Origin of the sequence: Lapillicoccus sp. (genome assembly GCF_046595215.1) — a bacterium.
Classification (GTDB): domain Bacteria; phylum Actinomycetota; class Actinomycetes; order Actinomycetales; family Dermatophilaceae; genus Lapillicoccus.
On record NZ_JBKJPP010000036.1, the window covers coordinates 1 to 21,972 of the forward strand.

The window sequence follows — 21,972 nt, forward strand, 5'->3', positions numbered from 1 at the left end:
GCACCCGGAAGGAGCGTGCCGCCCAGGAAGGGCTGCCAGGCCGGGGTTCCTGGACGGCCCGAGCATCGTCTCGACCAGTGAGGAGCGCAATGGGACGTTGGTCGTAGTACCCCACGACACTCCCCGCCCCCACGTCACTCCCCGACCCCACGTGTTGCGGCTTGGGCCGCGCATGGGGTCGACAAGGGGCGGGATTCGCGGCGCCGGCCGCAACACGTGGGGGCCCGGGGTGGATCGGGCACGGTGGCGCAGCCGGACTCAGCCGAGGATCTCGTCCACGTAGCACCAGCGCCAGGCCTCGCCCGGTTCGAAGCTGCGCATCACCGGGTGCCCCTGCGTCCGGAAGTGTCTCTCCGCGTGCTCGCCGACCGAGGAGTCGCAGCAGCCGACGTTGCCGCACTGGAGGCAGAGCCGCAGGTTGACCCACGTCAGCCCTTCACGGAGACAGTCGACGCAGCCGTCGGGAGTCAGGGGCTCGACGCACGTGGGCACGTCGCGCAGGTGCTCGCAGTCCCCGCGCTGGGGCTCGGGGGTGAGGATCATCCGCTCCTGCAGCCGGGTGGTCCGCGCCTCGATGCCGGCCAGCATGGACTCCTCGAGGTCGAGCGTCTGCATCACCTCCTCGAGGACCGCGTGGTCGATGGTGCCGGTGTCCCGCAGCCGCAGTACCTCCTCGCGTTCGGCGACGAGCATCCGTCGACGCAGGCGACGGTAGATCTCGATGGGGCTCGGCTGGTCGTCCCGGGTCACGCCGAGCCGCTCCCAGGCGAGGTGGGTCCGGCGCTGGCCGACGACCCGCAGCTGCTCGAGGATGTCCGGTGGGGTGGCCTCGTCCGCCGAGCGTTCGAGCTCGGCGTTGCCCTCCGCGACTGCTCGCTGCAGGACGGTGGCGGTCTGGAGGGCGTCCTCACGCGGGTCCGGCCCGTGGACGTCGAGCCACCTCGCGAGCCACGGCAGGGTCAGGCCCTGGATGAGCAGGGTGCCGATGGTGACGACGAGCGCGACGAAGACGAGGGTGGCCAGGTGGGGGGTCGTGGCGGGCAGGAGGAACGCGGCCGCGAGGGTGACCACGCCGCGCATCCCCGCCCATGACAGCACGATGGCCCTGCGGAAATAGCCCCCCTCACGGCGTGCTCCCGGGGCGAGCGAGATGAGCGCCCCGAACGCGAGGACCCAGATCGGGCGCAGGATCATCACCGCAAGCAGGACGACCAGGGCCAGCCGGATCGACGGGACGAGGCCGTACTCCGACGCCGTGACGTCCCTGACGATCTTGTGGGCCTGGAGGCCGATGATGAGGAAGACGGCGTTCTCGAGGAGGTACTGGATCGTCGTCCAGTTGAGGCGTTCCGCGGTCCGCGACTGCGCTGACTGGATGACGGGAGCCTTGTGTCCCAAGAGGATCCCGCAGACGACCACGGCCAGGACGCCCGAGGACCTGATGACCTCCGCCGGCAGGTAGGCGAGCCACGGCGCGATGAAGGACAGCGCGGTGTCGGTCGTCGTGTGGTTGACCCGGCTGCGGATCTGGGCGAGGGCCCAGGCGACGGCCAGGCCGACCGCGATGCCGCCGAGCGAGGCCCGGAGGAAGTCGACGCCCACCTCCGCCATGCTGACGGTGCCGGCGATCCCCAGGATGGCCGCCCGCACGGTGACGAGCGCGGTGGCGTCGTTGAAGAGCGACTCGCCCTCGAGGATGGTGACGATCCGACGGGGCAGCCCGATCCGCCTCGCGACGGCCGTGGCTGCCACGGCGTCGGGCGGCGCGACGACCCCACCGAGAGCCAGGGCGGCCGCGAACGGCACGTCGAGCAGCGTCCACACGACGAGCGCGACGCCGAAGGCGGTGAAGACGACGAGGCCGACCGAGAGCAGCCCGATGACCCGCTTGTTGGCGCCGAGGTCGACGAGCGAGGTCCGGATCGACGCGGCATACAGCAGCGGCGGGAGGATCCCGAAGAGGATGAGCTCCGGGCCGACCTCCACCTCCGGGATCGCCGGGATGAACGACATCACCACCCCGACCGCGGTGAGCAGCAAGGGCGCCGACGCGCCGAAGCGACGGGACATCGCGGCGCCGAGGACCACCACGACGGCGATGGCCACGAGGGTCAGGGCTGCGGTCACCGGTCCATCCTCTCAGCCGGGTGCGCGCGGCGCGGTCAGAGCTCGCCGAGGACCGCCTCGCGCAGGGTGTCGAGCCCCACCCCGCCGATGTCGAGGGCGCGCCGGTGGAACGCCTTGAGGTCGAAGGCATCGCCCTCGCGCTGATTGACGTCGTCGCGCAGCTGCAGCCACAGCCGCTCACCGATCTTGTAGGACGGCGCCTGTCCGGGCCACCCGAGATAGCGGTCGAGCTCGAACCGCAGCCACGCCTCACCCTGGTTGGCGTGGGCCGTGAGGAACTGCCACGCCTTGTCGTAGGTCCAGTCCCCGCCGCCGACCTCGGCCGGGGCCTCGAAGCCGCAGTGGACGCCGATGTCGATGACGACGCGGGCCGCCCGCAGCGACTGCCCGTCCAGCCACCCCATCCGGTTGCCGGGGTCGTCCAGATAGCCGAGCTCGGCCATCAGCCGCTCGGCATACAGGGCCCAGCCCTCGCCGTGGCCGGAGGTCCAGGCCTCGAGGCGGCGCCACTTGTTGAGCAGCTCGGAGCGGAAGACGGTCTGGGCGACCTGGAGGTGATGGCCCGGGACCCCCTCGTGGTAGACGGTCGTCAGCTCCTTCCACGTCCCGAACTGGTCGATGCCCTTGGGCACGGACCACCACATCCGTCCCGGCCGGCGGAAGTCGTCGCTCGGGCCGGTGTAGTAGATGCCGCCGGTCTCGGTCGGGGCGATCAGGCACTCGATCCGGCGGACCGGCCCGGGGATGTCGAAGTGGACGTCCGCGAGGTCGGCGATGACCTCGTCCGCCTTGCCCTGCATCCAGGCCTTGAGGGCGTCCTTGCCCGCCAGCAGGTAGGCGGGGTCGGCGTCGAGGATCGCGATGGCCTCCTTGGTCGAGGCCCCCGGCCTGATCTGCCCCGCGACCTCACGCATCTGGGCGTCGATCGAGGCGACCTGCTCCTGACCCCAGCGGTAAGTTTCCTCGAGATCGACTGCGGCGCCGACGAAGTCGCGCGAGAGGAGGGCATAGCGCTGCCTCCCGCAGGCGTCGCTTCCGGGCGCGGCGTCCAGCAGCTCGGCTCGCAGGAAGGCTCCCAGGCTGCGGTATGCCGTGGCCGCCCCGTCGGTGGCCGCGGCCAGGGCGACCCGGACGTCGCCGTCGAGCGGGGCGTCGCCGGACGTCGCGCCGGCGACGAGGTTCGTGAAGTACCCGTCGGCGGCGGTGAGCTCCTCGCACTGCTCGATGCACGCCGCCACCTGGCGCCGCGGGGCGACGTTGCCTCTGGCCCGGGCGGCCAGGAGGGAGTCCTGGTACTGCTCCACGGCTGCCGGGATCTTGGTCATCCTGGTCGCGAACGTCGTCCACGCCGCCTCGCTGTCCTGCGGCATGAGGTCGAAGATGGCGCGGATGTCCTGTAGCGGTGAGGCGATGACATTGAGGGCCATCTCCTGCAGGCCTGCTGCGTGGATCTCCTCGGCGAGGCCGAGGCGCTCCTTCATGGCCGCGAGGGTGACCCGGTCGATGTCGTCGACGGGGCTCGCCGCACCAAGCGCGGACAGGGTGCGGCGCCGCACGTCGGAGGCGGCCTGCAGCCCGGCGGGGGAGAAGTCGTCGAGATCCTCGTCGTGGCCGGGGACGCCGTAGTTCGTCGCGGCGATCGGGCTGAGGGCCACCATGGCGTCGAAGTGGGCGTCCGCGATCCGGTCGACGTCGGTCTGCTCCCGGGTGGGCGCGCTCGCGCCACCGGTGCCTGAGCCGTCTGAGGTGCTCGAGGAGTCTGATGGGTCTGAGGTCACGCCGTCGAACGTAGCGCAGGCGGGTCCGGTCGGTCGCCCCGGTTTACCGGGCCCGGCTGGTGCTGCTCATGTTGAAGTCGGCGACGCGCACCGGCGGCATCGCGGTGCGGGTGAAGTCGTCGCCCCACTCGCGCGGGTAGCAGCGCTGCGTCTCGCCGACCTCGGTGATCCGCTGCAGGACGTCGAGCGGGGACTCGTTCCAGCGGAAGTTCGTCACCGCCCCCAGCACCTCGCCGTCCTCCACGAGATAGACGCCGTCGCGGGTGAGGCCCGTCAACAGCAGGCTCTGGGGGTCGACCAGCCGGATGTACCACATCGTCGACAGGAGCAGTCCGCGTCTCGTCGAGGCGACGAGGTCGTCGAGGCCGCCGCTCGCGTCAGGCGCCTCGACGACGAGGTTGTCGGAGGCGAGCCGCACCGGGGTGTGGTGGCCGGCGGCAGCCGACGTCGCGGCATACGCGCGGGTGCCCCCGAGCGAGACGAGCTCTCCGCCGCGGATCCAGTCCTGGCGTCCGAGCGGCAGTCCGTTGTCGAAGACCGAGGCGTCCGACGACGAGGCCGCGGTGATGGTGAACGGCGCGCACTGGATGCCTTCCCGACCCGGGTCGCTGTAGACGTCCAGCGGGAGGGTGGCCAGTCGCTCACCGATCCGGGCGCCACCACCTCTGCGGGAGTAGGCGGATCGTCCCTCGTCGGCAGCCTTGGCCCCGGCCAGCCAGGAGGCGTAGATGAGGAGGTCGGCCAGGCACGTCGGCGGCAGGATCGTCTCGTACCGGCCCGCTGGCAGGTCGATGGAGCGCTGGGCCCAGGCCAGCCGCTTGGTCAGCTCCACGTCGGCGGAGTGCACATCGGCCTCGGACGGGTCACGGAGGCTGAAACCGAGATAGCTCGAGGCGGACCAGTCGGCGTTCTTGGCGTTCATCTCGAGGCGCCCGGTCGGCTGGACGTGGCGCAGCCGCAACCCGGTCGACGACCCGAGATAGGTCGTGTCGACGACGTGCTCGGCGAATCCGAAGTGCCGGCGCCCGGATCCACCGGCGCGCATGACGTCGCCGAGGTCGTGGGCCAGGCCGTCGAAGGCGCCGATGCTCGTCGGCTCGGGCTCGAGCCCGTAGTCGGTTCCGGCGCCGGCCTGGTCCGGCCGGACGAGGGGAGCCGCGTCCGTGGCAGGTTCGCTGTCGCGGGCTGCGGACTCTGCCGCCTCGACGAGGGAGCGGACGTCGGCGAGGTGAGCGACCGTCCGACCGACGACGCCCGATGCGGCGCCGTCCCCCGCGGCAACCGTCGAGATGACCGTGACCGTGCGTGAGCCCATCTCCCCGTTGGTCGTCAGCGAGTTGCTGGCCCAGCGCAGGTTGGCCTCCGACCGGTCGGTGACGATGACGACGGTGCCGTCGGTCGTCGCCGCGGCGAGTGCGGCCTCGACGATCTCCTGGGGACTGGCGAGCTGCGGCATCAGTGCCCCGCCTCCTGCACGGTGTTGAGGATCCGCACGCCGCGGAAGAGGGCGGCCGGGGAGCCGTGGCTCGCGGGGGAGACCTGACCCGGCTGGGCCTTGCCACAGTTGAAGGTGCCGCCCCGGTAGACGGTCTCCGGGCCGCCGACGGCCTCCATGGAGCGCCAGAAGTCCGTCGTCGTCGCCTGGTAGGCCACGTCGCGCAGCTGTCCCGTCACCGCGCCCTGGTCGATCTTGAAGAAGCGCTGCCCGGTGAACTGGAAGTTGTAGCGCTGCATGTCGATCGACCACGAGTTGTCGCCGACGATGTAGATGCCGTCCTCGACACGGGAGACGAGATCCTCGACGCCGCCGCCGTCGGGGTCGGGCTGGAGGCTGACGTTGACCATCCGCTGGACGGGCACGTGGCGAGCGCTGTCGGCGTAGGCGGCGCCGTTGCTGCGACCGAGGTCCTTGAGCGCGGCCATCGCCCGGTCCGTCTGGTAACCCACGAGGACGCCGTCCCTGATGATGTCCCAGTGCTGCCCGGCCACGCCCTCGTCGTCCCAGCCGACGCTGGCCAGGCCCCAGTCGGTGTCCCGGTCCCCGGTGACGTTCATGACGGGGGAGCCGTACTGGAAGTGGCCGAGCTTGTCGTAGGTCGCGAACGACGTTCCGGCGTATGCCGCTTCGTACCCGAGGACCCGGTCGAGCTCGGTTGCATGGCCGATCGACTCGTGGATCGTCAGGAAGAGGTTGCTGCCGTCGATGACGAGGTCGTAGTCTCCCGCCCGCACGGACGGCGCCTTCACCTTGGCCGCGAGCAGCTCCGGCATCTGCGCGACCTCGTCGGCGAGCCCGGTCTCCTGGTCCAGCACGTACTCCCAGCCGGCGGCCGCCGGCGGCGTCAGGGTCCGCATCGACTCGAACGCGCCGGTGGCCGTGTCCACGGTGGTCGCCGAGAGCGACGGCTCGACCCGCACCCGGGTCTGGGTGGTCGTCGTGCCGAAGGAGTCGGCGTAGAAGACGTTCTCGCGGACCGCCTGCAGTGCTGCCGTGGTGAAGTCGACACCGTCGCCGGCCTTGAGGCGCTCGGTGAGCTCGAGGAGGGCCGCGACCTTGTCCTGGTCGCTGACGGTGAACGGGTCGATCTGGTAGCGCGACGACCAGACCCGGTCCGCATAGGTCGGCTCGGCGGCGAGGACGACACGCTCGGACGAGACCGGTCGGCTCACCCGGGCCACCGCGACGGCCCGCTCGGCGAGCCGCACCGCCTCGTCCGTCGTGAGGACCAGCCCGGCGGCGAAGCCCCACGACCCGTCGTGCACGACCCGCACCGAGACTCCGACGTCGTCGGAGGTCACCGCCGTCTCGGGGGCCAGGTCGCGCAGCGTGAGGTACTGGCTGCGGGTGGAGACGACGCGCAGCGCGGCATACTCCGCGCCGAGCTGTCGGGCCCGCCCGAGGGCCGCGTCGGCGAGCACCGCGAGCGGCAGGGCGAGGAACTCCTCGTTGACACCGGACATGCAGGCAACCTATCCCCTCGGACCGCCCCGGCGACGGGCTCCAGCGGGGACGAGCGACGGGACGGAGAGGGTGCCCGCGGACATCCTGGGCGTGCCGGCTCGGCCTGCTCCCGTCGCTGGTCCCGGGGACGGGTCAGCGGGGGAGGCCGGAGGCGCGCCAGGCGCCGACGCCGGGCCCGTATGCCGTGCGGTGCCGGCTCCCGGGCGACGCCCAGCTCGACGTCGCCACACCGTCCTCGACGGCGCCGTCGGCGCCCAGCCCCGCGAGGACGACGACGAGTGCGGCGAGCTCCGCGTCGGTCGGGCACCCCGAGACGACCCGGAGCGCCACCTCCCGCGCTGCGTCCGGCACCTCGGTCGCCGGGGCAACCGGGGTGCCGGACGCAGCGGGGGTGCCGGACGCAAGAGGGGGCGGTGAGGAGGCGCTCATAGCGGGATGTTCCCGTGCTTCTTCGGGGGCAGCGTCTCGCGCTTGGTCCGCAGCGCGCGCAGCGCGCGGGTGACGTTGATCCGGGTGTTGGACGGGGATATGACGGTGTCGACATAACCGCGCTCGGCCGCGACGTAGGGGTTGGCCAGCGTCTCCTCATACTCCCGGACGAAGTCCTGACGGGTCCTCTCGACGTCACGGCCAGCCGCCTCCGCCGCGGCGATCTCCTTGCGGAAGAGGATGTTGACCGCGCCCTGGGCCCCCATGACGGCGATCTGGGCGGTCGGCCACGCGAGGTTGATGTCGGCGCCGAGGTGCTTCGAGCCCATCACGTCGTAGGCGCCGCCGTAGGCCTTGCGGGTGATGACGGTGACGAGCGGCACGGTGGCCTCGGCATACGCGTAGATCAGCTTGGCCCCGCGGCGGATGATGCCGTCCCACTCCTGGTCGGTGCCGGGCAGGAAGCCGGGGACGTCGACGAAGGTCAGCACCGGGACGTTGAACGCGTCGCAGGTCCGCACGAAGCGGGCCGCCTTCTCGGACGCGCCGATGTCGAGGCACCCGGCGAACTGCAGGGGCTGGTTGGCCACGACCCCCACCGACATCCCGTCGACGCGGGCGAACCCGGTGAGGAGGTTCGGCGCGAACATGGGCTGCACCTCGAGGAACTCCTCGTCATCCACGATGTGGCGGATGACCTCGTGCATGTCGTATGGCTGGTTGGGCGAGTCGGGGATGCAGGTGTCGAGCCAGCGGTCCTCGTCGGTGACGGACAGATCACTGGGCTCGCCGTCCCCGTATGACGGCGGCTCCTCGAGGTTGTTCGACGGCAGGTAGGACAGCAGCGCCTTGACGTAGTCGATCGCGTCCTGCTCGTCGGTGCCCATGTAGTGCGCGACGCCCGACTTCGTGTTGTGGGTGCGGGCCCCGCCGAGCTCCTCCATCCCGACGTCCTCACCGGTGACGGTCTTGATGACGTCGGGGCCGGTGATGAACATGTGCGACGTCTGGTCGACCATGACCGTGAAGTCGGTGATCGCGGGGGAGTAGACCGCGCCACCCGCACACGGGCCCATGATGAGCGAGATCTGGGGGATGACCCCTGACGCGTGGACGTTGCGCCGGAAGATCTCGCCGTAGAGCCCGAGGCTGACCACGCCCTCCTGGATCCGCGCGCCCCCGGAGTCGTTGAGGCCGATGACCGGGCAGCCGATCTTCATCGCGAAGTCCATGACCTTGACGATCTTCTCGCCGAAGACCTGGCCGAGCGACCCGCCGAAGACGGTGAAGTCCTGGGCGAAGACGGCGACCTGCCGCCCGTCCACCTGCCCGTAGCCGGTGACGACGCCGTCGCCGTAGGGCCGGTTCTTCTCCTGCCCGAACGCGGTGCTCCGGTGCCGGGCGTACTCGTCCAGCTCGACGAAGGTGTCCTCGTCAAGGAGCATGGCGAGGCGCTCGCGGGCCGTCCTCTTGCCCCGCGCGTGCTGCGTCTCGATGGCCCGCTCGGACCCGGCATGGGCCACCTCGGCCAGGTGGCGCCGTAGGTCGGCGAGCTTCCCGGCCGTCGTCGACAGGTCCGGTCGTTCAGGGGGTGCGTCGACGTCAGACATGGCGCGAGCCTAGCGTTGGCCCCATGTCAGGAACCGGCCGGTCAGAGACTCTCCGTGCGGCGTTGGTCACGTCCGGCAGCCTGTGGGCGAGCGTCGAACACCACCTGTCGATCGGGTCGACGAACGCCCGTGCGGGGCAGCTCGCCGCCCCGTGGCAGGTCGTCGTCGCCGACCACCAGAGCTCCGGCCGGGGGCGGATGCACCGCACGTGGGAGGCCCCGCCCGGTGCCTGCGTCGCCGTCTCCGCGACGGTGGCGATGCCGGGCGACGGCGCCGGGTGGCTGCCGCTGCTCGCCGGCGTCGCCGTCCTCGAGGCGATCACGGCGACCACCGGGCTCGCCGGCCAGCTCAAGTGGCCCAACGACGTCCTGCTCGACGCCGACCAAAACCGGAAGGTCTGTGGCATCCTCTGCGAGGTCGCCGCGGATGGTGTCGTCGTCATCGGCGCCGGCATCAACCTCACCCAGACCCGCGCCGAGCTCCCCGTGCCCACCGCGACCTCGCTGCGCCTCGCCGGCGCCGAGGTCGAGGCCACCACGCTCGTCACGGCATACCTCACCCGCCTCGCCGAGCTGTATGCCGCGCTGGCGGCAGGGGGGCCGCGGGCGCGGGTGGTGCGCACGGCATACCGCCGCCGGTGCGCGACGATCGGGCAGGAGGTGAGCATCAGCCGTCCCGCGGGCCCGGCCGTGGCGGGCGAGGCGGTCGAGGTCGACGACGAGGGCAGGCTCGTCATCGAGACGGGCGGGGAGCGGCGTGCCTGGGCCGCGGGCGACGTCGTCCACGTGCGCCCACCGGCCACGCCCGGCCCCGACTTGGCATGATGCACCCATGAGCGACCCCGCGGAGCCGGCAGACAGCCGGGCCGGGCGACGCCGCCGCCCGTCCGAGGACCTGCCCGAGGACCTCGATGCCGAGGACATCTCCGCAGCCCTGCTGGGCCGCCCCCGCTCGCTGGCTCGCCGCGACGTCAGCCAGGGCGCGGAGGTCTCGTTGCTGAGCGCCCGCAAGTTCTGGCACGCCCTGGGCTTCCCGCTCGTGACCAACGACGACCCCCTGTTCACCGAGGCGGACCTCTACGCCCTGAGGACCGTCGCCGGCTTCGTGCGCGAGGGGATGATGGACGAGCAGACGGCGCTCGCGCTGACCCGGGCCTTCGCCAGGACCACCGACCGGCTCGCCGCCTGGCAGGTCCAGCTCGTCGCCGAGGCCCTGGTGCCGGAGGACCTGCGCGAGGAGCCGGGGCCGTTGACCGTCCCGGACGTCGCCACGGCCACTGCCACGGCGCGGGCCCTCGTCGACATGGCCGACGAGCTCGAGCCACTGCTCATCTACGCGTGGCGCCGCCACCTCACGGACGCGGTGTCGAGGATGCTCTCCGATGCCAAGCCCTCCACCGACGAGCAGCGCGTCTGGCGGCACATCGGCTTCGCGGACCTCGTCTCGTTCACGTCCCTGGTGCGCAGGCTGTCCGAGCGCGAGCTGGCCACGGTCGTCAAGCGGTTCGAGGTCCTCACCTCCGACATCGTCACCGCTCACGGTGGCCGCATCGTCAAGACCGTGGGTGACGAGATCCTCTTCTCCAACCGGGAGGCGGCACCGGCGGCTGCCACCGCGCTGGACCTCGTCGACGCGATGTCCGGCGACGACGTCCTGCCCGAGGTCCGGGTCGGCATGGCCGCCGGCCCGGTCCTGTCCCGACTGGGAGACGTCTTCGGCATCACGGTCAACCGCGCCTCCCGCCTCACGGCCATCGCCCACCCCGGCAACATCCTCGTCGACGGGCAGCTCGCGACCCTGCTCGGCAGCCTGTCCGGGTTCGACCTGACCCCGCTGCGCAGCCGGGCGCTGCGCGGGGTGGGGCAGGTCAAGCCCTACGTGCTCGCGCGATCCACCACGGGCACCCGACGCAACAGGAACGAGCAGCCATGACCAGCACGGACGCCCCCGGGCTCGTGCGGACCGAACGCCACGGCGAGGGCGGCCACGTCGTCGAGATCGTCCTGGACCGGCCCGACGCCCTGAACGCCGTCTCCACCGCGATGGCCGAGGCGATCGGCCGGGTCAGCGCCGCCGTCGCGGCGGACCCCGACGTGCGCTGCGTCGTCCTCACCTCGTCCCAGGCGAGGGCCTTCTGCGTCGGCGCTGATCTCAAGGAGCGCAACACGATGTCCGACGCCGAGCTGGTCCGGGCGCGCCCGGGCAACCGGGCGGCATATGGCGGCATCCTCGACCTGCCGGTGCCGGCCATCGCCGCCGTGGAGGGATTCGCCCTCGGCGGCGGCTTCGAGCTCGCGCTCTCCTGCGACCTCATCATTGCGGGCGAGGGGGCCGCGGTCGGCCTGCCCGAGGTGTCGGTGGGCGTCATCCCGGGCGGCGGGGGCACCCAGCTGCTCACCCGCCGGGTCGGCTGGTCGCGGGCCGCGTCGATGATCTTCACCGCCCGGCGCCTGACCGCGGCCCAGGCCCGGGACCTCGGCTGCGTCGACGAGGTGGTGGCGACGGGGTCGGCGCGGGCGCGTGCCCTCGAGCTGGCCTCGGCGATCGCCGCGAACTCACCGGTGGGGCTGCGCCAGGCCAAGCGTGCCATGCGTCTGGGGTCCGACCTGGACCTCACCGCCGGCCTCGAGATCGAGGACAACTGCTGGCGCCAGACCGCGTTCAGCGGGGACCGGGCCGAGGGCGTGGCCGCCTTTGCCGAGAAACGACCCCCTCGCTGGCCCGGTCGCTGAGGTCACCAGCACGCCTCGACATGTCCCTTGGCGCACGAACCGGGACATGTCACCTACGATCACCCCATGACCCGAGTGCTGCTGGCTGAGGACGACCCGGCGATCTCCGAGCCCCTGGCGCGCGCGCTGCGCCGGGAGGGCTACGACGTCGACGTCCGCGCCGACGGACGGGCGGCCCTCGAGGGGGCCCGCGAGAACCCCGACCTGATGGTGCTCGACCTGGGCCTGCCGCACGTCGACGGCCTCGAGGTCTGCCGCCGGATCCGCGCCGACGGCAAGACCGTGCCGGTGCTGATCCTCACCGCCCGCGCCGACGAGGTGGACACCGTCGTGGGTCTCGATGCGGGCGCCGACGACTACGTCACCAAGCCGTTCCGCCTCGCCGAGCTGCTGGCCCGGGTGCGGGCGCTGCTGCGGCGCAACCCCACCGACGTCGTCCCGAGCACTGACCTGCTGCGCATCGACCCCGAGGGGCGCCGGGCGTGGTTCAAGGAGGAGGAGCTGCACCTGACCGCCAAGGAGTTCGACCTGCTGCGGGTGCTCGTGCGCGAGCAGGGCAAGGTCGTCTCCAGGGAGCAGCTCATGCGCGAGATCTGGGAGACGGCGTGGTTCGGGTCCACCAAGACGCTCGACATGCATATCAGCGTGCTCCGCAAGAAACTGGGTGACGACGCCGCCCAGCCGAGCTACATCTCCACCGTGCGCGGCGTGGGGTTCCGGTTCGAGCGTCCCGACCAGGACTGAGCCGGGTGCGCCGACAGCTCGTCCGCTCCACGTTCCTTGCCGTGCTCGTCGCGGTCCTCGTCACCGGGGCGCCCGCTGCCCTCTTCGGGACCTGGCTCGTCTCCCAACGGCCGGACCTGCTCGACGCCTGGATGGCCCAAGCTCCCAGCACCCGCGGGCTGGAGGTGTTCCTGGGCGTCTCGCTCCTGGCAGCCGCCGTGATCTCCATCACGGTCCTCGTCGCCGCCCGACAGTCGAGGCGACTCGCCGACCCGATGATCCAGCTCGCCGAGGCGGCCGAACGGCTCGGGGCGGGCCAGTCGCGCCTCGAGCCGATGCGGTCCGGCATCCCCGAGGTTGACCGTGTCTCGAACGTGCTGTCCCGCAGCGCCCAGCAGGTCACCAAGACGCTTGCCGCCGAGCGCGACTTCGCGTCGGACGCGTCCCACCAGCTGCGCACCCCGCTCACGGCGCTGCTCATGCGGCTCGAGGAGATCTCCGACACGGACGACCCCGAGGTCGTCAAGGAGGAGGCGGGCATCGCGATCGACCAGGTCGAACGGCTGACCCGGGTCGTCGACGACCTCCTCATGCGCAGCCGGCGCAGCAACGACGCCCCCCGGCCCGAGGTGTCTCTCGACTCGGTGATCGCCGCACTCCAGCGGGAGTGGCAACCGGCGTTCGAGGAGGCCCGACGCAGCGTCCACGTCCACGGCGAGCGTGGCCTCGTCGTCAAGGCCACCCCGGTCGCGCTCAGCCAGGTGCTCAGCACCCTCTTCGAGAACTCCCTGGTCCACGGCCGCGGCACCGTCGAGGTGCAGGCCCGCCGCAGCGGGCCGTCGGTCGTCGTCGAGGTCAGCGACCAGGGCGAGGGCGTCCCGTCCAACCTCGCCCCGCACATCTTCGAACGGTCCGTCAGCAGCGGTCAGGGCACGTCCACAGGACTCGGGCTCGCCCTCGCGCGTGACCTCGCCGAGTCCAACGGCGGCCGGCTCGACCTGATCTCGGCCCAGCCGGCCCGGTTCGCGTTGTTCCTCTCGGAGGCCGACCAGCACTAGCTGCGCACCAGCCGTCCCCGGCAGCGGCGCTACCGGCGCAGCCCGTCCGCGGGATCGTTGACGATGTCGACCTCGTCCGAGATCTCGCCGGCGAAGACGAACTGGCGGTAGGCGTAGAAGCGCAGCAGCGTGCCGACGGCGATCCCGATGAACTTGTTGACGTTGAGGGCGAGGTGGGAGTCCATGCCGAGCACGTAGATCGTGAAGGCGAGGTAGGCCGCGGAGATCCCCAGCGCCACCCCGTTGACGAGGAAGAACAACAGGGCCTCGTGGTGGACCGGCCGGTTGCGTCGGTGCCGGAACGTCCAGACCCGGTTGCCGACCCACGCGAACAGCGTCGCCACGACGCTCGAGATGATCGTCGCGGTCGTCGGCTTGTTCTGCATCCCGTTGAGGTAGAGCAGGTTGAACCCGCCCTGGTCGATGACGAAGCTCAACGCCCCGATGACGCCGAACTTCGCCGCCTCACGCCAGAAGACACCGACCGCGCCGCGGAGGCGGTCCGTCAGTGCGGTGGGGTGCTCGTCGCTCACCCGCAGACTCTAGTGCGCTCGCCCGTATGCCGTGCCCCGCCCCGGCCGCACTACGCTCGGCCCCGTGACGCAACCTCGACGTGCCCCCGGCGGCTTCCCCGTGGTGGGTGTCATCGGCGGTGGTCAGCTGGCCCGGATGATGCAGTCCCCGGCCATCGCGCTCGGCATCCAGCTCAGCGTGCTGGCCGAGGCCGCCGACGCGTCGGCCGCTCTCGTCGTGCCCTCCTCGCCGGTCGGTGAGCACACCGACCTCGAGTCGGTGCGGGCCTTCGCCGCCGCGTGCGACGTCGTCACCTTCGACCACGAGCACGTGCCGCAGGATGTCCTGCAGGCTCTCGAGGCCGATGGTGTCGTCCTCCACCCCCGTCCGGGCGCCCTGCGGTTCGCCCAGGACAAGCTGGCGATGCGCGAGCGCCTCACGGCCCTCGGCATCAGCTGCCCCCGGTGGGCGCGCGCCACGACGGTCTCGGACGTCACCGCCTTCGGGGACGCGACCGGCTGGCCGGTCGTCGCGAAGGCGCCACGAGGTGGCTACGACGGCAAGGGTGTCCGCGTGATCGGGTCCGCCGACGAGGTGGCCGACTGGCTCGCCGAGGTGGGTTCGGACGGGCCGCTCGGCGACGGGATGCTCCTCGAGGAGCGGGTCGACTTCGTCCGCGAGCTCGCCGTCCTCGTCGCGCGCAGTCCCTCGGGCCAGGCCGCGGCCTGGCCGGTCGTCCAGACGGTGCAGACCGACAGCATCTGCACGCAGGTCCTTGCCCCGGCCCCCGGACTCGACCCGCACCTCGCCGCCGTCGTCACCGCCGCGGGTCTGCGCATCGCCGGCGAGCTCGACGTCACGGGGGTCCTGGCCGTCGAGATGTTCGAGGTGCGCACCGGGGCCGGCGACCCGGCATACGTCGTCAACGAACTGGCGATGCGGCCGCACAACAGCGGCCACTGGTCGATCGACGGGGCCGTGACCGGGCAGTTCGAGCAGCACCTGCGCGCGGTCCTCGACCTCCCGCTCGGTGACCCCGGCGCACGGGCGCCGTGGACCGTCATGGGCAACGTGCTCGGCGGGGACCACCCCGAGCTCTACCGTGCCTACCTCCACGTCATGGCGCGCGACCCCGGCGCCAAGGTCCACATGTATGGCAAGGGCGTGCGACCGGGTCGCAAGATCGGTCACGTCACCGTCTGCGGCGCCTCGCTCGAGGACGTCAGGGCGCGCGCGACGCACGCCGCCGACTACCTCCAGGGAGTCATTGATGAGTGAGCAGTCCCCAGCCGGCACCGCGGTCGTCGTGGGGATCGTGATGGGCAGCGACAGCGACTGGCCCGTCATGCAACAGGCGGGGACAGCGTTGCGCGAGATGGGGATCGGCTTCGAGGTCGATGTCGTCTCGGCCCACCGGATGCCCGACGAGATGATCGCCTACGGCCGTGAGGCCGCCGGGCGCGGCCTGCGCGTCATCATCGCCGGGGCCGGCGGCGCGGCCCACTTGCCGGGCATGCTCGCGTCCGTCACGCCGCTGCCGGTCATCGGCGTGCCGGTGCCGCTGGCCCACCTCGACGGGATGGACTCGTTGCTGTCGATCGTGCAGATGCCTGCGGGTGTCCCGGTGGCCACGGTGTCGATCGGGGGAGCGCGCAACGCGGGGCTGCTCGCCGCCCGCATCCTCGGGAGTGGTGTGGGCGCCGAGGCGGGACGGATCCGGAGCGCGATGGTGGCCTTCCAGGCCGACCTGCGCGACCAGGCCCGGGCCAAGGGAACCGCGCTGCGCGAGCAGGCCTCCGAGGGCTGACCCGGCGGGCCTCGGGGGCTGACCCGGCGGGGCGTCAGCCGGTCACGGCGCCCGCGCCGTCTCCGGGGGTGAGCCGTGGGTACTCGATCCTGGGGCAGGTGTCCATGACGACGGAAAGCCCCGACGCGCGGGCCCGGTCCGCGGCGGCCTCGTCGACCACGCCGAGCTGCAGCCACACGGCGGCGATGCCGAGGCGGTCCTGCTGCGCGATCGCCTCGTCGACGACCGCGCCCACCCTGCCGGAGTTGACGAAGCAGTCGACGACGTCGACGTGGGTGCCTTCGGGGATGTCGGCGAGCCGGGCATACCCCTGCTGTCCGTCGACGGTCTCGGCGCGCGGGTGGACCGGGATGATCCGCATGTCGAGCTCATGCCCCAACCACCGGGCGATGCCGTGGGCGGTGCGCCCGGGGTTGTCCGCGAGGCCGACGACGGCCCAGGTGCCGGGCGTCGTCAGGAGGTCGCGGATGACGTCGGGGTTGTTGGCGTGGCTGGTCATGACCTCATCCTCACACGCTCCCACCCTGACCAGCCGGGACGCGGGATCTAGCGGGCGATGGCATGATGCCAGAGGCAGTCCCACGACATCGCGCAACGACCACGGAGGTCCGCATGAGGTTCGGCATGTTTGTCCCGCAAGGCTGGCGTTTCGACCTCGTGGGCATCGACCCGGCCCAGCACTGGGGCACCATGCTCGGTCTGGCCAAGCGGCTCGACGCCCTCGAGGACTGGGAGTCGCTCTGGGTCTATGACCACTTCCACACCGTGCCCGTCCCCTCCCAGGAGGCGACGCACGAGGCCTGGACGCTGATGGCGGCCTATGCCGCGGCGACGTCGCGGGTGCGGCTGGGCCAGATGTGCACGTGCATGTCCTACCGCAACCCCGCCTACCTCGCCAAGGTCGCTGCCACCATCGACGTCATCTCCGGCGGCCGGGTCGAGATGGGCATCGGCGGCGGGTGGTACGAGCACGAGTGGCGCGCCTACGGATACGGCTTCCCGAGTGCGGGGGAGCGGCTCGGCCGGCTGCGTGACGGCGTCGAGATCTTCCGGCAGATGTGGACCAAGGGCGAGGCGACCCATGCCGGGAAGCACTACACCGTCGACGGCGCCATCTGCCAGCCGCGTCCGCTCCAGGGCACGTCGCTGCCCGGGTCGGCCGAGAACGGCATCCCGATGTGGATCGCCGGGGGCGGCGAGAAGGTGACGCTGAAGATCGCGGCCCAGTACGCCGACTACACGAACTTCGACGGCAGCCCCGAGGGGTTCGCGGCCAAGAGCGCTATCCTCGCCGGCCACTGCAAGGACGTCGGCCGCGACCTCGGTGCCATCACCCGCAGCGCCAACTACAACGTCGTCATCGGAACGACCGAGAAGGAGGTCGCCGACCGGCTCGCGTGGACGGAGGACCACTACCGCAAGGCCGGCGTGGCGGAAGACGTCCTGCAGGACCAGGTCAAGAGCATGAGGAGCCAGCCGGCGGTCGGGACCCCGGAGCAGATCGTCGAGCGCCTCTCCACCCTGGAGAAGGCCGGGATGACCTACGCCATCACCTACTTCACCGAGGCGGCCTACGACACGTCCGGCATCGAGCTCTTCGAGACCGAGGTCATCCCCGCCCTCCGCGACGCGAAGGCCTGAGCATGGGGTGGAGCACGACCGACATCCCGGACCAGACCGGGCGCGTCGTCGTCATCACCGGAGCCAACTCGGGGATCGGGTTGGAGGCGGCCAAGGCGTTGTCCCGCAAGGGCGCTCGCGTCGTCATGGCCTGCCGTAACCTGGCGAAGGCTGAGGCTGCCCGGGCCGAGGTGGGCGGCACGGCCGAGGTGCGCGAGCTCGATGTCTCGGATCTGTCGTCGGTGCGAGCCTTCGCCGGCGGCCTCGACGGGCGGATCGACGTCCTGATCAACAACGCCGGCATCATGGCGGTCCCGCAGGCGCGCACCACGGACGGCTTCGAGTCGCAGTTGGGCACGAACTTCCTCGGCCACTTCGCCCTCACCGGTCTGCTCCTGCCCCGGGTGAGCGACCGGGTCGTGACCCTCTCGTCGATGGCGCACCGCTTCGGGCGGGTCAACCTGGCCGACCCCAACTTCGAGCACCGGCGCTACCAGCCCTGGGTGGCCTACGGACAGAGCAAGCTCGCTGACCTGATGTTCGCCTTCAATCTGCAGCGCAGGCTGCTCCTCGCCGGCTCGACCGTCCGCTCGGTCGCTGCGCACCCGGGCTACGCCACGACGAACCTCCAGGCCCACCTCGGTGGCGCCTGGGCCCAGAAGGCTCAGGACCTGCTGGCGAGGGTCAGTCCCTTCGTCCAGAGCGCCGCCGACGGCGCCCTCCCGTCCCTGTATGCCGCGACGGCGCCTGACGTGCCCGGCGGCAGCTACGTCGGTCCGTCCGGCCTCGGCGAGACGACCGGCCCACCCGTCCTGGTCGGCTCGTCGAGGGCCTCCCGCGACGTCGCGGTCCAGCGCGGCCTATGGGACCTCGCGACCCGGTTGACGGGCGTGGATTTCGCGCTGCCCGCCCACCCCTGAGCTCCCCTCAGGCCGCGGTACGCCGGTGATGCGGGACACACAGCAGGCGGTGGGCACCCGGCATACCCGGGAGTAGCCTTCAGGCGTGAGCACCGGCAACCCCTCCTTCGACCTGTTCAGGATCAACGAGGACCACGAGGCCCTCCGCGGGGCGGTCCGCGCCGTCGCCGACAACAAGATCGCCCCGTATGCCGCGCAGGTCGACGAGGAGAGTCGCTACCCGCAGGAGGCCCACGACGCCCTGGTCGCCTCCGACTTCTTCGCGCCGCACGTGCCTGAGGAGTACGACGGGGTGGGGGCCGACGCGTTGGCGACCTGCATCGTCATCGAGGAGATCGCCCGGGTCTGTGCGTCCAGCTCGCTCATCCCCGCCGTGAACAAGCTCGGCTCGATGCCCGTCATCCTGGGCGGCTCCGCGGAGCTCAAGGCGAAGTACCTCCCGCCGCTGGCCCGCGGCGAGGCCGGCTTCTCCTACGGACTGTCCGAGCGCGAGGCCGGCTCCGACACCGCCTCGATGAGGACCCGTGCCACGCGCGACGGTGACGACTGGGTCATCAACGGCCAGAAGTCGTGGATCACGGGAGCCGGCATCTCAGAGTTCTACACGGTGCTCGCCGTGACCGACCCCGACGGCCAACGGGGCTCCAACGTCTCGGCGTTCGTTGTCGAGACGTCGGACGAGGGCTTCAGCTTCGGCGAGAAGGAACGCAAGCTCGGGATCAAGGGGAGCCCGACCCGGGAGCTGCACCTCGACCACGTCCGGATCCCCGGCGACCGGATCATCGGCGAGCCCGGCGAAGGACTCAAGATCGCGCTGCGCACCCTCGACCACACCCGCGTCACCATCGGCGCGCAGGCGGTCGGGATCGCCCAGGGTGCGCTGGACTTCGCGGTGGCCTACGTCAAGGAGCGCAAGCAGTTCGGCAGAGCCGTCGCCGAGTTCCAGGGCCTACAGTTCATGCTCGCCGACATGGCGATGAACCTCGAGGCCGCCCGGCAGATGGTCTATGTCGCGGCCGCGAAGTCCGAGCGCGGTGATGCCGACCTCGCGTTCTTCGGTGCCGCGGCCAAGTGCTTCGCCTCCGACATGGCGATGCGCGTGACGACCGACGCGGTCCAGCTGCTCGGGGGGGCGGGCTACGTCAGGGACTTCCCGGTCGAGCGGATGATGCGCGACGCGAAGATCACCCAGATCTACGAGGGCACCAACCAGATCCAGCGGGTCGTGATGGCCCGGCAGATCCTTGCCCGGTGAGCCGGAGGGCACGATGGTGCCTGGGTCGGCCGGTCGCGCTCCTGGCTGCTAGCCGGTCGGGCTCGTCCCGGCCGGGGGCACGGACAGCGGCTCGTCGTTCTTGAGCATGGCGAACAGGGCCTGGGCGCGTGCGGTGTTCCACTTCACGGCGACGCCGGCGTTGGGGGTCTGGAAGCTGGGGTTCTCGATCGGCACGACCAGCGACAGCGTGTCGCCACCGTCGACGCCGCGCAGGGTCTGCAGCACGCGAACCGCGTCCGTGAGCGAGGTGCCGTCGCCCACGATCAGTCCCTTCGCCGACGCGTCGGCGAAGGACTTGAACTGCCAGGGCACGAGGACCGTCGAGGGAGTGGCAGCCTGCTTCATCACGGCGCCGAGGAACTGGCGCTGTCGCTCGGCCCGACCGATGTCCCCGCGCGGGTCGGACTTGCGAGCGCGGACGTAGCCGAGCGAGGTCGCCCCGTCGAGCGTCTGGCAGCCCTTGGCGAGGTTGATGTTGGCGTCCTTGTCCTTCATGTCGAAGGGCACGCACACGGTGACCCCGCCGAGGCTGTCGACGACCGAGGCGAAGCCGCTGAACCCGATCTCGATGTAGCCGTCGAGGTGGATGCCGGTGGCCTGCTCGACGGTGTTCGTCAGGAGCTTGGCCCCACCCAACGCGAAGGCCGCGTTGATCTTGTTGCTGCCGTGCCCGGCGATCGGCACGTAGGAGTCCCGGGGGATCGAGATGAGGGCGGGCTTGCCACCGCTCTCCGACACGTGGACGAGGATGATCGAGTCGGTGCGCTTGCCGATGTCCCCGCCGCTGGCGTTGAGCGTCTGCTGCTGCTCGGGCGTCAGGCCCTCCCGGCTGTCCGAGCCGACGAGCAGGTAGTTGCGACCTGTGGTGTCGGCCGGCCGGTCCGCAGGGGCGTTGTCGACGCGGCTGACGCTGTTCCAGGCGTTGAACGGCACCCACACCATGAACGCCACCCACGCCATGACGAGCAGGACCACGACGAGGATCACCCGGCGTGCACGTCTGCGCCCGGACCGTCGTGGCTTGGCCGGCCCCTCCTCACGCTCCGCCCTGGGCGCCTGCTGTCGGCTGGGACCCGGCCCGCCGGCATACGGGCGCGCTGGTCCGGGACGCGTCGCTCGCCGCGGCCGACGCCTGGTGTCGACGACGTAGGCATCGCCGTCGGGGCCCGCGTGGTCGTCCCACCCGTCGTCGGGGCCCGAGCCGCCCGAGCCGGGGCGCTGGGGGATCGGCCGTGCCTCGTCGGGACCAGGGTCACGACTGCTCACGAATGACTACTTTCCTCGACTGCGCTGACCCCGACATGGTGCCATGCCGCCCTGTGCGGACGGGCCTCCTCGCACCGTGTCGCGGCATGGAGGAGCTCATCGGACGTCGAGTGGCGGGCCTGTGGCCTGCGGTGTCTCAGCGACGTGTCGGTGAACTTGTCTCACATCCAGGCGGATTCCTCGGAGCCTGCCTCAGGTTGCCAACGAGGGCAGGTGCACCGACGAGGGTGGCTCCAACCCTGAGGGTCACCGGGCGGGGAACGTGTTGCCGACGACTCCGCGTCCTTGTTCGGGCATCCTCCTTGTCATGGGCCATCCGGGATGCCCAGGTCGCTGGGATGCCGGCGAGCTGCCTGGGGCACGCACAAGACGATCGTCGCGATCGCACACCCCATCCTGCCCGCCGTCTGGTACGGCCTCACCGATGACGTCGCCAACCTTGATGGCTCTGCCGGGATCAGATCCGATTCACGTCAGCACCGCGACGTCGTGCAGGCGTGCTGCCGCGGCGAGGGCGCCGTCGAACGTGGCTATTGAGGCGTGGTTGCGGATCGCGACGTCCAGCACGCAGCAATCTGGGAGCTTGAGCCCACTCACAGCCCGCAGCTCAGCCAAGCGCAACGGCTCGTCGGCGTCGTGTGACGCCACATCGATGCCAGCCGCCCGCACGTCAGCGCGCATCGATGCTCCTCGGCCGACTCGTACGGCGCCTACCAACACCTCTGCGAGTGTCACCGTGTGGACCAGCATCGATCCGGGTGAGGCACTGAGCAGGATTCTCGTGGCAACCTCGTGATGGGCGTCGCCCGGATGCAGGTGGGCGATGAGAACGCTGGCGTCCAGGGCGATCATTTCGGCCAGTCCTCGCGGAGCGCCGCGAGATAGCCGGGTCCGAAGGCATCGGCGTATCTGCCACTGCTGGCCATCACGGCCGCGCGATGTGCCTCAGCGTCGCGCTGCTCCTGGTGATCCAGCGCGACGCTGGCGACATCCACGAGTCGCAGCAGCAGCTTTGAGCGCGGCTCCCCGGGCCACCGCTTCGCGGCACGGTCCAGCGCCTTGGCGACCTCTGGGGTCTCGGTGACCTGGTGGCGAGGGCGGGCGGTAGGCATGACTAGAGTGTGGCACCAATCGTCGAGGTGATACACCGG

The 21,972-nt window shown here is 71.3% G+C and carries 21 protein-coding genes; 10 read left to right on the top strand and 11 right to left on the bottom strand.

Annotation, left to right across the window (positions count from 1 at the left end):
- Positions 1-258 precede the first annotated feature (258 nt).
- From ACLL9L_RS03495 to ACLL9L_RS03520, 6 genes are all read right to left on the bottom strand, one after another.
- On the bottom strand, positions 259-2,127 hold the full coding sequence (locus ACLL9L_RS03495; RefSeq protein WP_411283262.1) for a Na+/H+ antiporter: 1,869 nt from the start codon (positions 2,125-2,127) through the stop codon (positions 259-261).
- Positions 2,128-2,162: 35 nt separating this feature from the next.
- Positions 2,163-3,905, bottom strand: a complete 1,743-nt coding sequence (locus ACLL9L_RS03500; protein ID WP_411283263.1) for a DUF885 domain-containing protein — start codon at positions 3,903-3,905, stop codon at positions 2,163-2,165.
- Between the two features lie 43 nt (positions 3,906-3,948).
- A complete protein-coding gene (locus ACLL9L_RS03505) occupies positions 3,949-5,361 on the bottom strand; it encodes a metallopeptidase TldD-related protein (RefSeq protein ID WP_411283264.1) in 1,413 nt (470 codons plus the stop codon).
- On the bottom strand, positions 5,361-6,866 hold the full coding sequence (locus tag ACLL9L_RS03510; protein WP_411283265.1) for a TldD/PmbA family protein: 1,506 nt from the start codon (positions 6,864-6,866) through the stop codon (positions 5,361-5,363). Before ACLL9L_RS03510 ends, ACLL9L_RS03505 begins: the two co-directional genes overlap by 1 nt.
- 133 nt (positions 6,867-6,999) lie before the next feature.
- Positions 7,000-7,296: an acyl-CoA carboxylase subunit epsilon gene (locus tag ACLL9L_RS03515; RefSeq protein ID WP_411283266.1), complete on the bottom strand. Its 297-nt coding sequence runs from the start codon at positions 7,294-7,296 to the stop codon at positions 7,000-7,002.
- Positions 7,293-8,906: an acyl-CoA carboxylase subunit beta gene (locus ACLL9L_RS03520; RefSeq protein ID WP_411283267.1), complete on the bottom strand. Its 1,614-nt coding sequence runs from the start codon at positions 8,904-8,906 to the stop codon at positions 7,293-7,295. Before ACLL9L_RS03520 ends, ACLL9L_RS03515 begins: the two co-directional genes overlap by 4 nt.
- A 23-nt stretch (positions 8,907-8,929) precedes the next feature.
- Between ACLL9L_RS03520 and ACLL9L_RS03525 the strand changes: the two genes are divergently transcribed.
- The 5 genes from ACLL9L_RS03525 to ACLL9L_RS03545 all read left to right on the top strand — a co-directional run bounded on the left by ACLL9L_RS03525 (position 8,930) and on the right by ACLL9L_RS03545 (position 13,419).
- Complete coding sequence (locus ACLL9L_RS03525; protein ID WP_411283268.1) at positions 8,930-9,730, top strand: biotin--[acetyl-CoA-carboxylase] ligase; 801 nt, start codon at positions 8,930-8,932, stop codon at positions 9,728-9,730.
- A 7-nt stretch (positions 9,731-9,737) separates the two neighbouring features.
- Entirely contained in the window at positions 9,738-10,838 is a 1,101-nt protein-coding gene (locus ACLL9L_RS03530) for an adenylate/guanylate cyclase domain-containing protein (protein ID WP_411283269.1), read from the top strand.
- A complete protein-coding gene (locus tag ACLL9L_RS03535) occupies positions 10,835-11,638 on the top strand; it encodes an enoyl-CoA hydratase/isomerase family protein (RefSeq protein ID WP_411283270.1) in 804 nt (267 codons plus the stop codon). The genes ACLL9L_RS03530 and ACLL9L_RS03535 overlap by 4 nt, the downstream gene beginning before the upstream one ends.
- Before the next feature lie 66 nt (positions 11,639-11,704).
- A complete protein-coding gene (locus ACLL9L_RS03540; RefSeq protein ID WP_411283271.1) occupies positions 11,705-12,382 on the top strand; it encodes a response regulator transcription factor in 678 nt (225 codons plus the stop codon).
- 5 nt (positions 12,383-12,387) lie between these two features.
- Positions 12,388-13,419, top strand: coding sequence for a sensor histidine kinase (locus ACLL9L_RS03545; RefSeq protein WP_411283272.1), 1,032 nt, complete (start codon positions 12,388-12,390; stop codon positions 13,417-13,419).
- 29 nt (positions 13,420-13,448) lie between these two features.
- Here ACLL9L_RS03545 and ACLL9L_RS03550 read toward each other — a convergent pair whose 3' ends face one another.
- Positions 13,449-13,952, bottom strand: coding sequence for a GtrA family protein (locus ACLL9L_RS03550; RefSeq protein ID WP_411283273.1), 504 nt, complete (start codon positions 13,950-13,952; stop codon positions 13,449-13,451).
- Positions 13,953-14,016: 64 nt separating this feature from the next.
- On the opposite strand from ACLL9L_RS03550, the gene ACLL9L_RS03555 reads away from it, so the two are divergent.
- Positions 14,017-15,210 carry a 5-(carboxyamino)imidazole ribonucleotide synthase gene (locus ACLL9L_RS03555; protein WP_411283274.1) on the top strand — a complete coding sequence of 398 codons (1,194 nt, stop codon included), beginning with the start codon at positions 14,017-14,019 and terminating at the stop codon, positions 15,208-15,210.
- The gene (purE, locus tag ACLL9L_RS03560; RefSeq protein WP_411283275.1) at positions 15,203-15,739 is read left to right on the top strand and encodes a 5-(carboxyamino)imidazole ribonucleotide mutase; all 537 of its coding nucleotides are present in this window, start codon (positions 15,203-15,205) and stop codon (positions 15,737-15,739) included. Before ACLL9L_RS03555 ends, purE begins: the two co-directional genes overlap by 8 nt.
- A gap of 34 nt (positions 15,740-15,773) precedes the next feature.
- Here the strand turns inward: purE and ACLL9L_RS03565 are convergent, their stop codons facing one another.
- Positions 15,774-16,238 carry a CoA-binding protein gene (locus tag ACLL9L_RS03565; protein ID WP_411283276.1) on the bottom strand — a complete coding sequence of 155 codons (465 nt, stop codon included), beginning with the start codon at positions 16,236-16,238 and terminating at the stop codon, positions 15,774-15,776.
- A 113-nt stretch (positions 16,239-16,351) separates the two neighbouring features.
- Here ACLL9L_RS03565 and ACLL9L_RS03570 point away from each other — a divergent pair, with 113 nt between their 5' ends.
- From ACLL9L_RS03570 to ACLL9L_RS03580, 3 genes are all read left to right on the top strand, one after another.
- Positions 16,352-17,380, top strand: a complete 1,029-nt coding sequence (locus ACLL9L_RS03570) for an LLM class F420-dependent oxidoreductase (RefSeq protein ID WP_411283277.1) — start codon at positions 16,352-16,354, stop codon at positions 17,378-17,380.
- 2 nt (positions 17,381-17,382) lie between these two features.
- Complete coding sequence (locus ACLL9L_RS03575) at positions 17,383-18,279, top strand: oxidoreductase (RefSeq protein ID WP_411283278.1); 897 nt, start codon at positions 17,383-17,385, stop codon at positions 18,277-18,279.
- An 85-nt stretch (positions 18,280-18,364) separates the two neighbouring features.
- Complete coding sequence (locus ACLL9L_RS03580; RefSeq protein ID WP_411283279.1) at positions 18,365-19,534, top strand: acyl-CoA dehydrogenase family protein; 1,170 nt, start codon at positions 18,365-18,367, stop codon at positions 19,532-19,534.
- Positions 19,535-19,582: 48 nt separating this feature from the next.
- Here the strand turns inward: ACLL9L_RS03580 and ACLL9L_RS03585 are convergent, their stop codons facing one another.
- From ACLL9L_RS03585 to ACLL9L_RS03595, 3 genes are all read right to left on the bottom strand, one after another.
- Positions 19,583-20,821: an LCP family protein gene (locus tag ACLL9L_RS03585; RefSeq protein ID WP_411283280.1), complete on the bottom strand. Its 1,239-nt coding sequence runs from the start codon at positions 20,819-20,821 to the stop codon at positions 19,583-19,585.
- A gap of 468 nt (positions 20,822-21,289) precedes the next feature.
- Positions 21,290-21,673 carry a type II toxin-antitoxin system VapC family toxin gene (locus tag ACLL9L_RS03590; protein WP_411283281.1) on the bottom strand — a complete coding sequence of 128 codons (384 nt, stop codon included), beginning with the start codon at positions 21,671-21,673 and terminating at the stop codon, positions 21,290-21,292.
- The coding region (locus ACLL9L_RS03595) for a hypothetical protein (protein WP_411283282.1) at positions 21,670-21,972 on the bottom strand (303 nt) is incomplete at its 5' end. The genes ACLL9L_RS03590 and ACLL9L_RS03595, both read right to left, overlap by 4 nt.

Coding starts and splice junctions, on each gene's coding strand:
- ACLL9L_RS03565 (WP_411283276.1), bottom strand. CDS start 16,238: ATGACCAGCCACGCCAACAACCCCGACGTCATCCGCGACCTCCTGACG.
- ACLL9L_RS03575 (WP_411283278.1), top strand. CDS start 17,383: ATGGGGTGGAGCACGACCGACATCCCGGACCAGACCGGGCGCGTCGTC.
- ACLL9L_RS03520 (WP_411283267.1), bottom strand. CDS start 8,906: ATGTCTGACGTCGACGCACCCCCTGAACGACCGGACCTGTCGACGACG.
- ACLL9L_RS03540 (WP_411283271.1), top strand. CDS start 11,705: ATGACCCGAGTGCTGCTGGCTGAGGACGACCCGGCGATCTCCGAGCCC.
- ACLL9L_RS03515 (WP_411283266.1), bottom strand. CDS start 7,296: ATGAGCGCCTCCTCACCGCCCCCTCTTGCGTCCGGCACCCCCGCTGCG.
- ACLL9L_RS03590 (WP_411283281.1), bottom strand. CDS start 21,673: ATGATCGCCCTGGACGCCAGCGTTCTCATCGCCCACCTGCATCCGGGC.
- purE (WP_411283275.1), top strand. CDS start 15,203: ATGAGTGAGCAGTCCCCAGCCGGCACCGCGGTCGTCGTGGGGATCGTG.
- ACLL9L_RS03505 (WP_411283264.1), bottom strand. CDS start 5,361: ATGCCGCAGCTCGCCAGTCCCCAGGAGATCGTCGAGGCCGCACTCGCC.
- ACLL9L_RS03535 (WP_411283270.1), top strand. CDS start 10,835: ATGACCAGCACGGACGCCCCCGGGCTCGTGCGGACCGAACGCCACGGC.
- ACLL9L_RS03530 (WP_411283269.1), top strand. CDS start 9,738: ATGAGCGACCCCGCGGAGCCGGCAGACAGCCGGGCCGGGCGACGCCGC.
- ACLL9L_RS03525 (WP_411283268.1), top strand. CDS start 8,930: ATGTCAGGAACCGGCCGGTCAGAGACTCTCCGTGCGGCGTTGGTCACG.
- ACLL9L_RS03510 (WP_411283265.1), bottom strand. CDS start 6,866: ATGTCCGGTGTCAACGAGGAGTTCCTCGCCCTGCCGCTCGCGGTGCTC.
- ACLL9L_RS03570 (WP_411283277.1), top strand. CDS start 16,352: ATGAGGTTCGGCATGTTTGTCCCGCAAGGCTGGCGTTTCGACCTCGTG.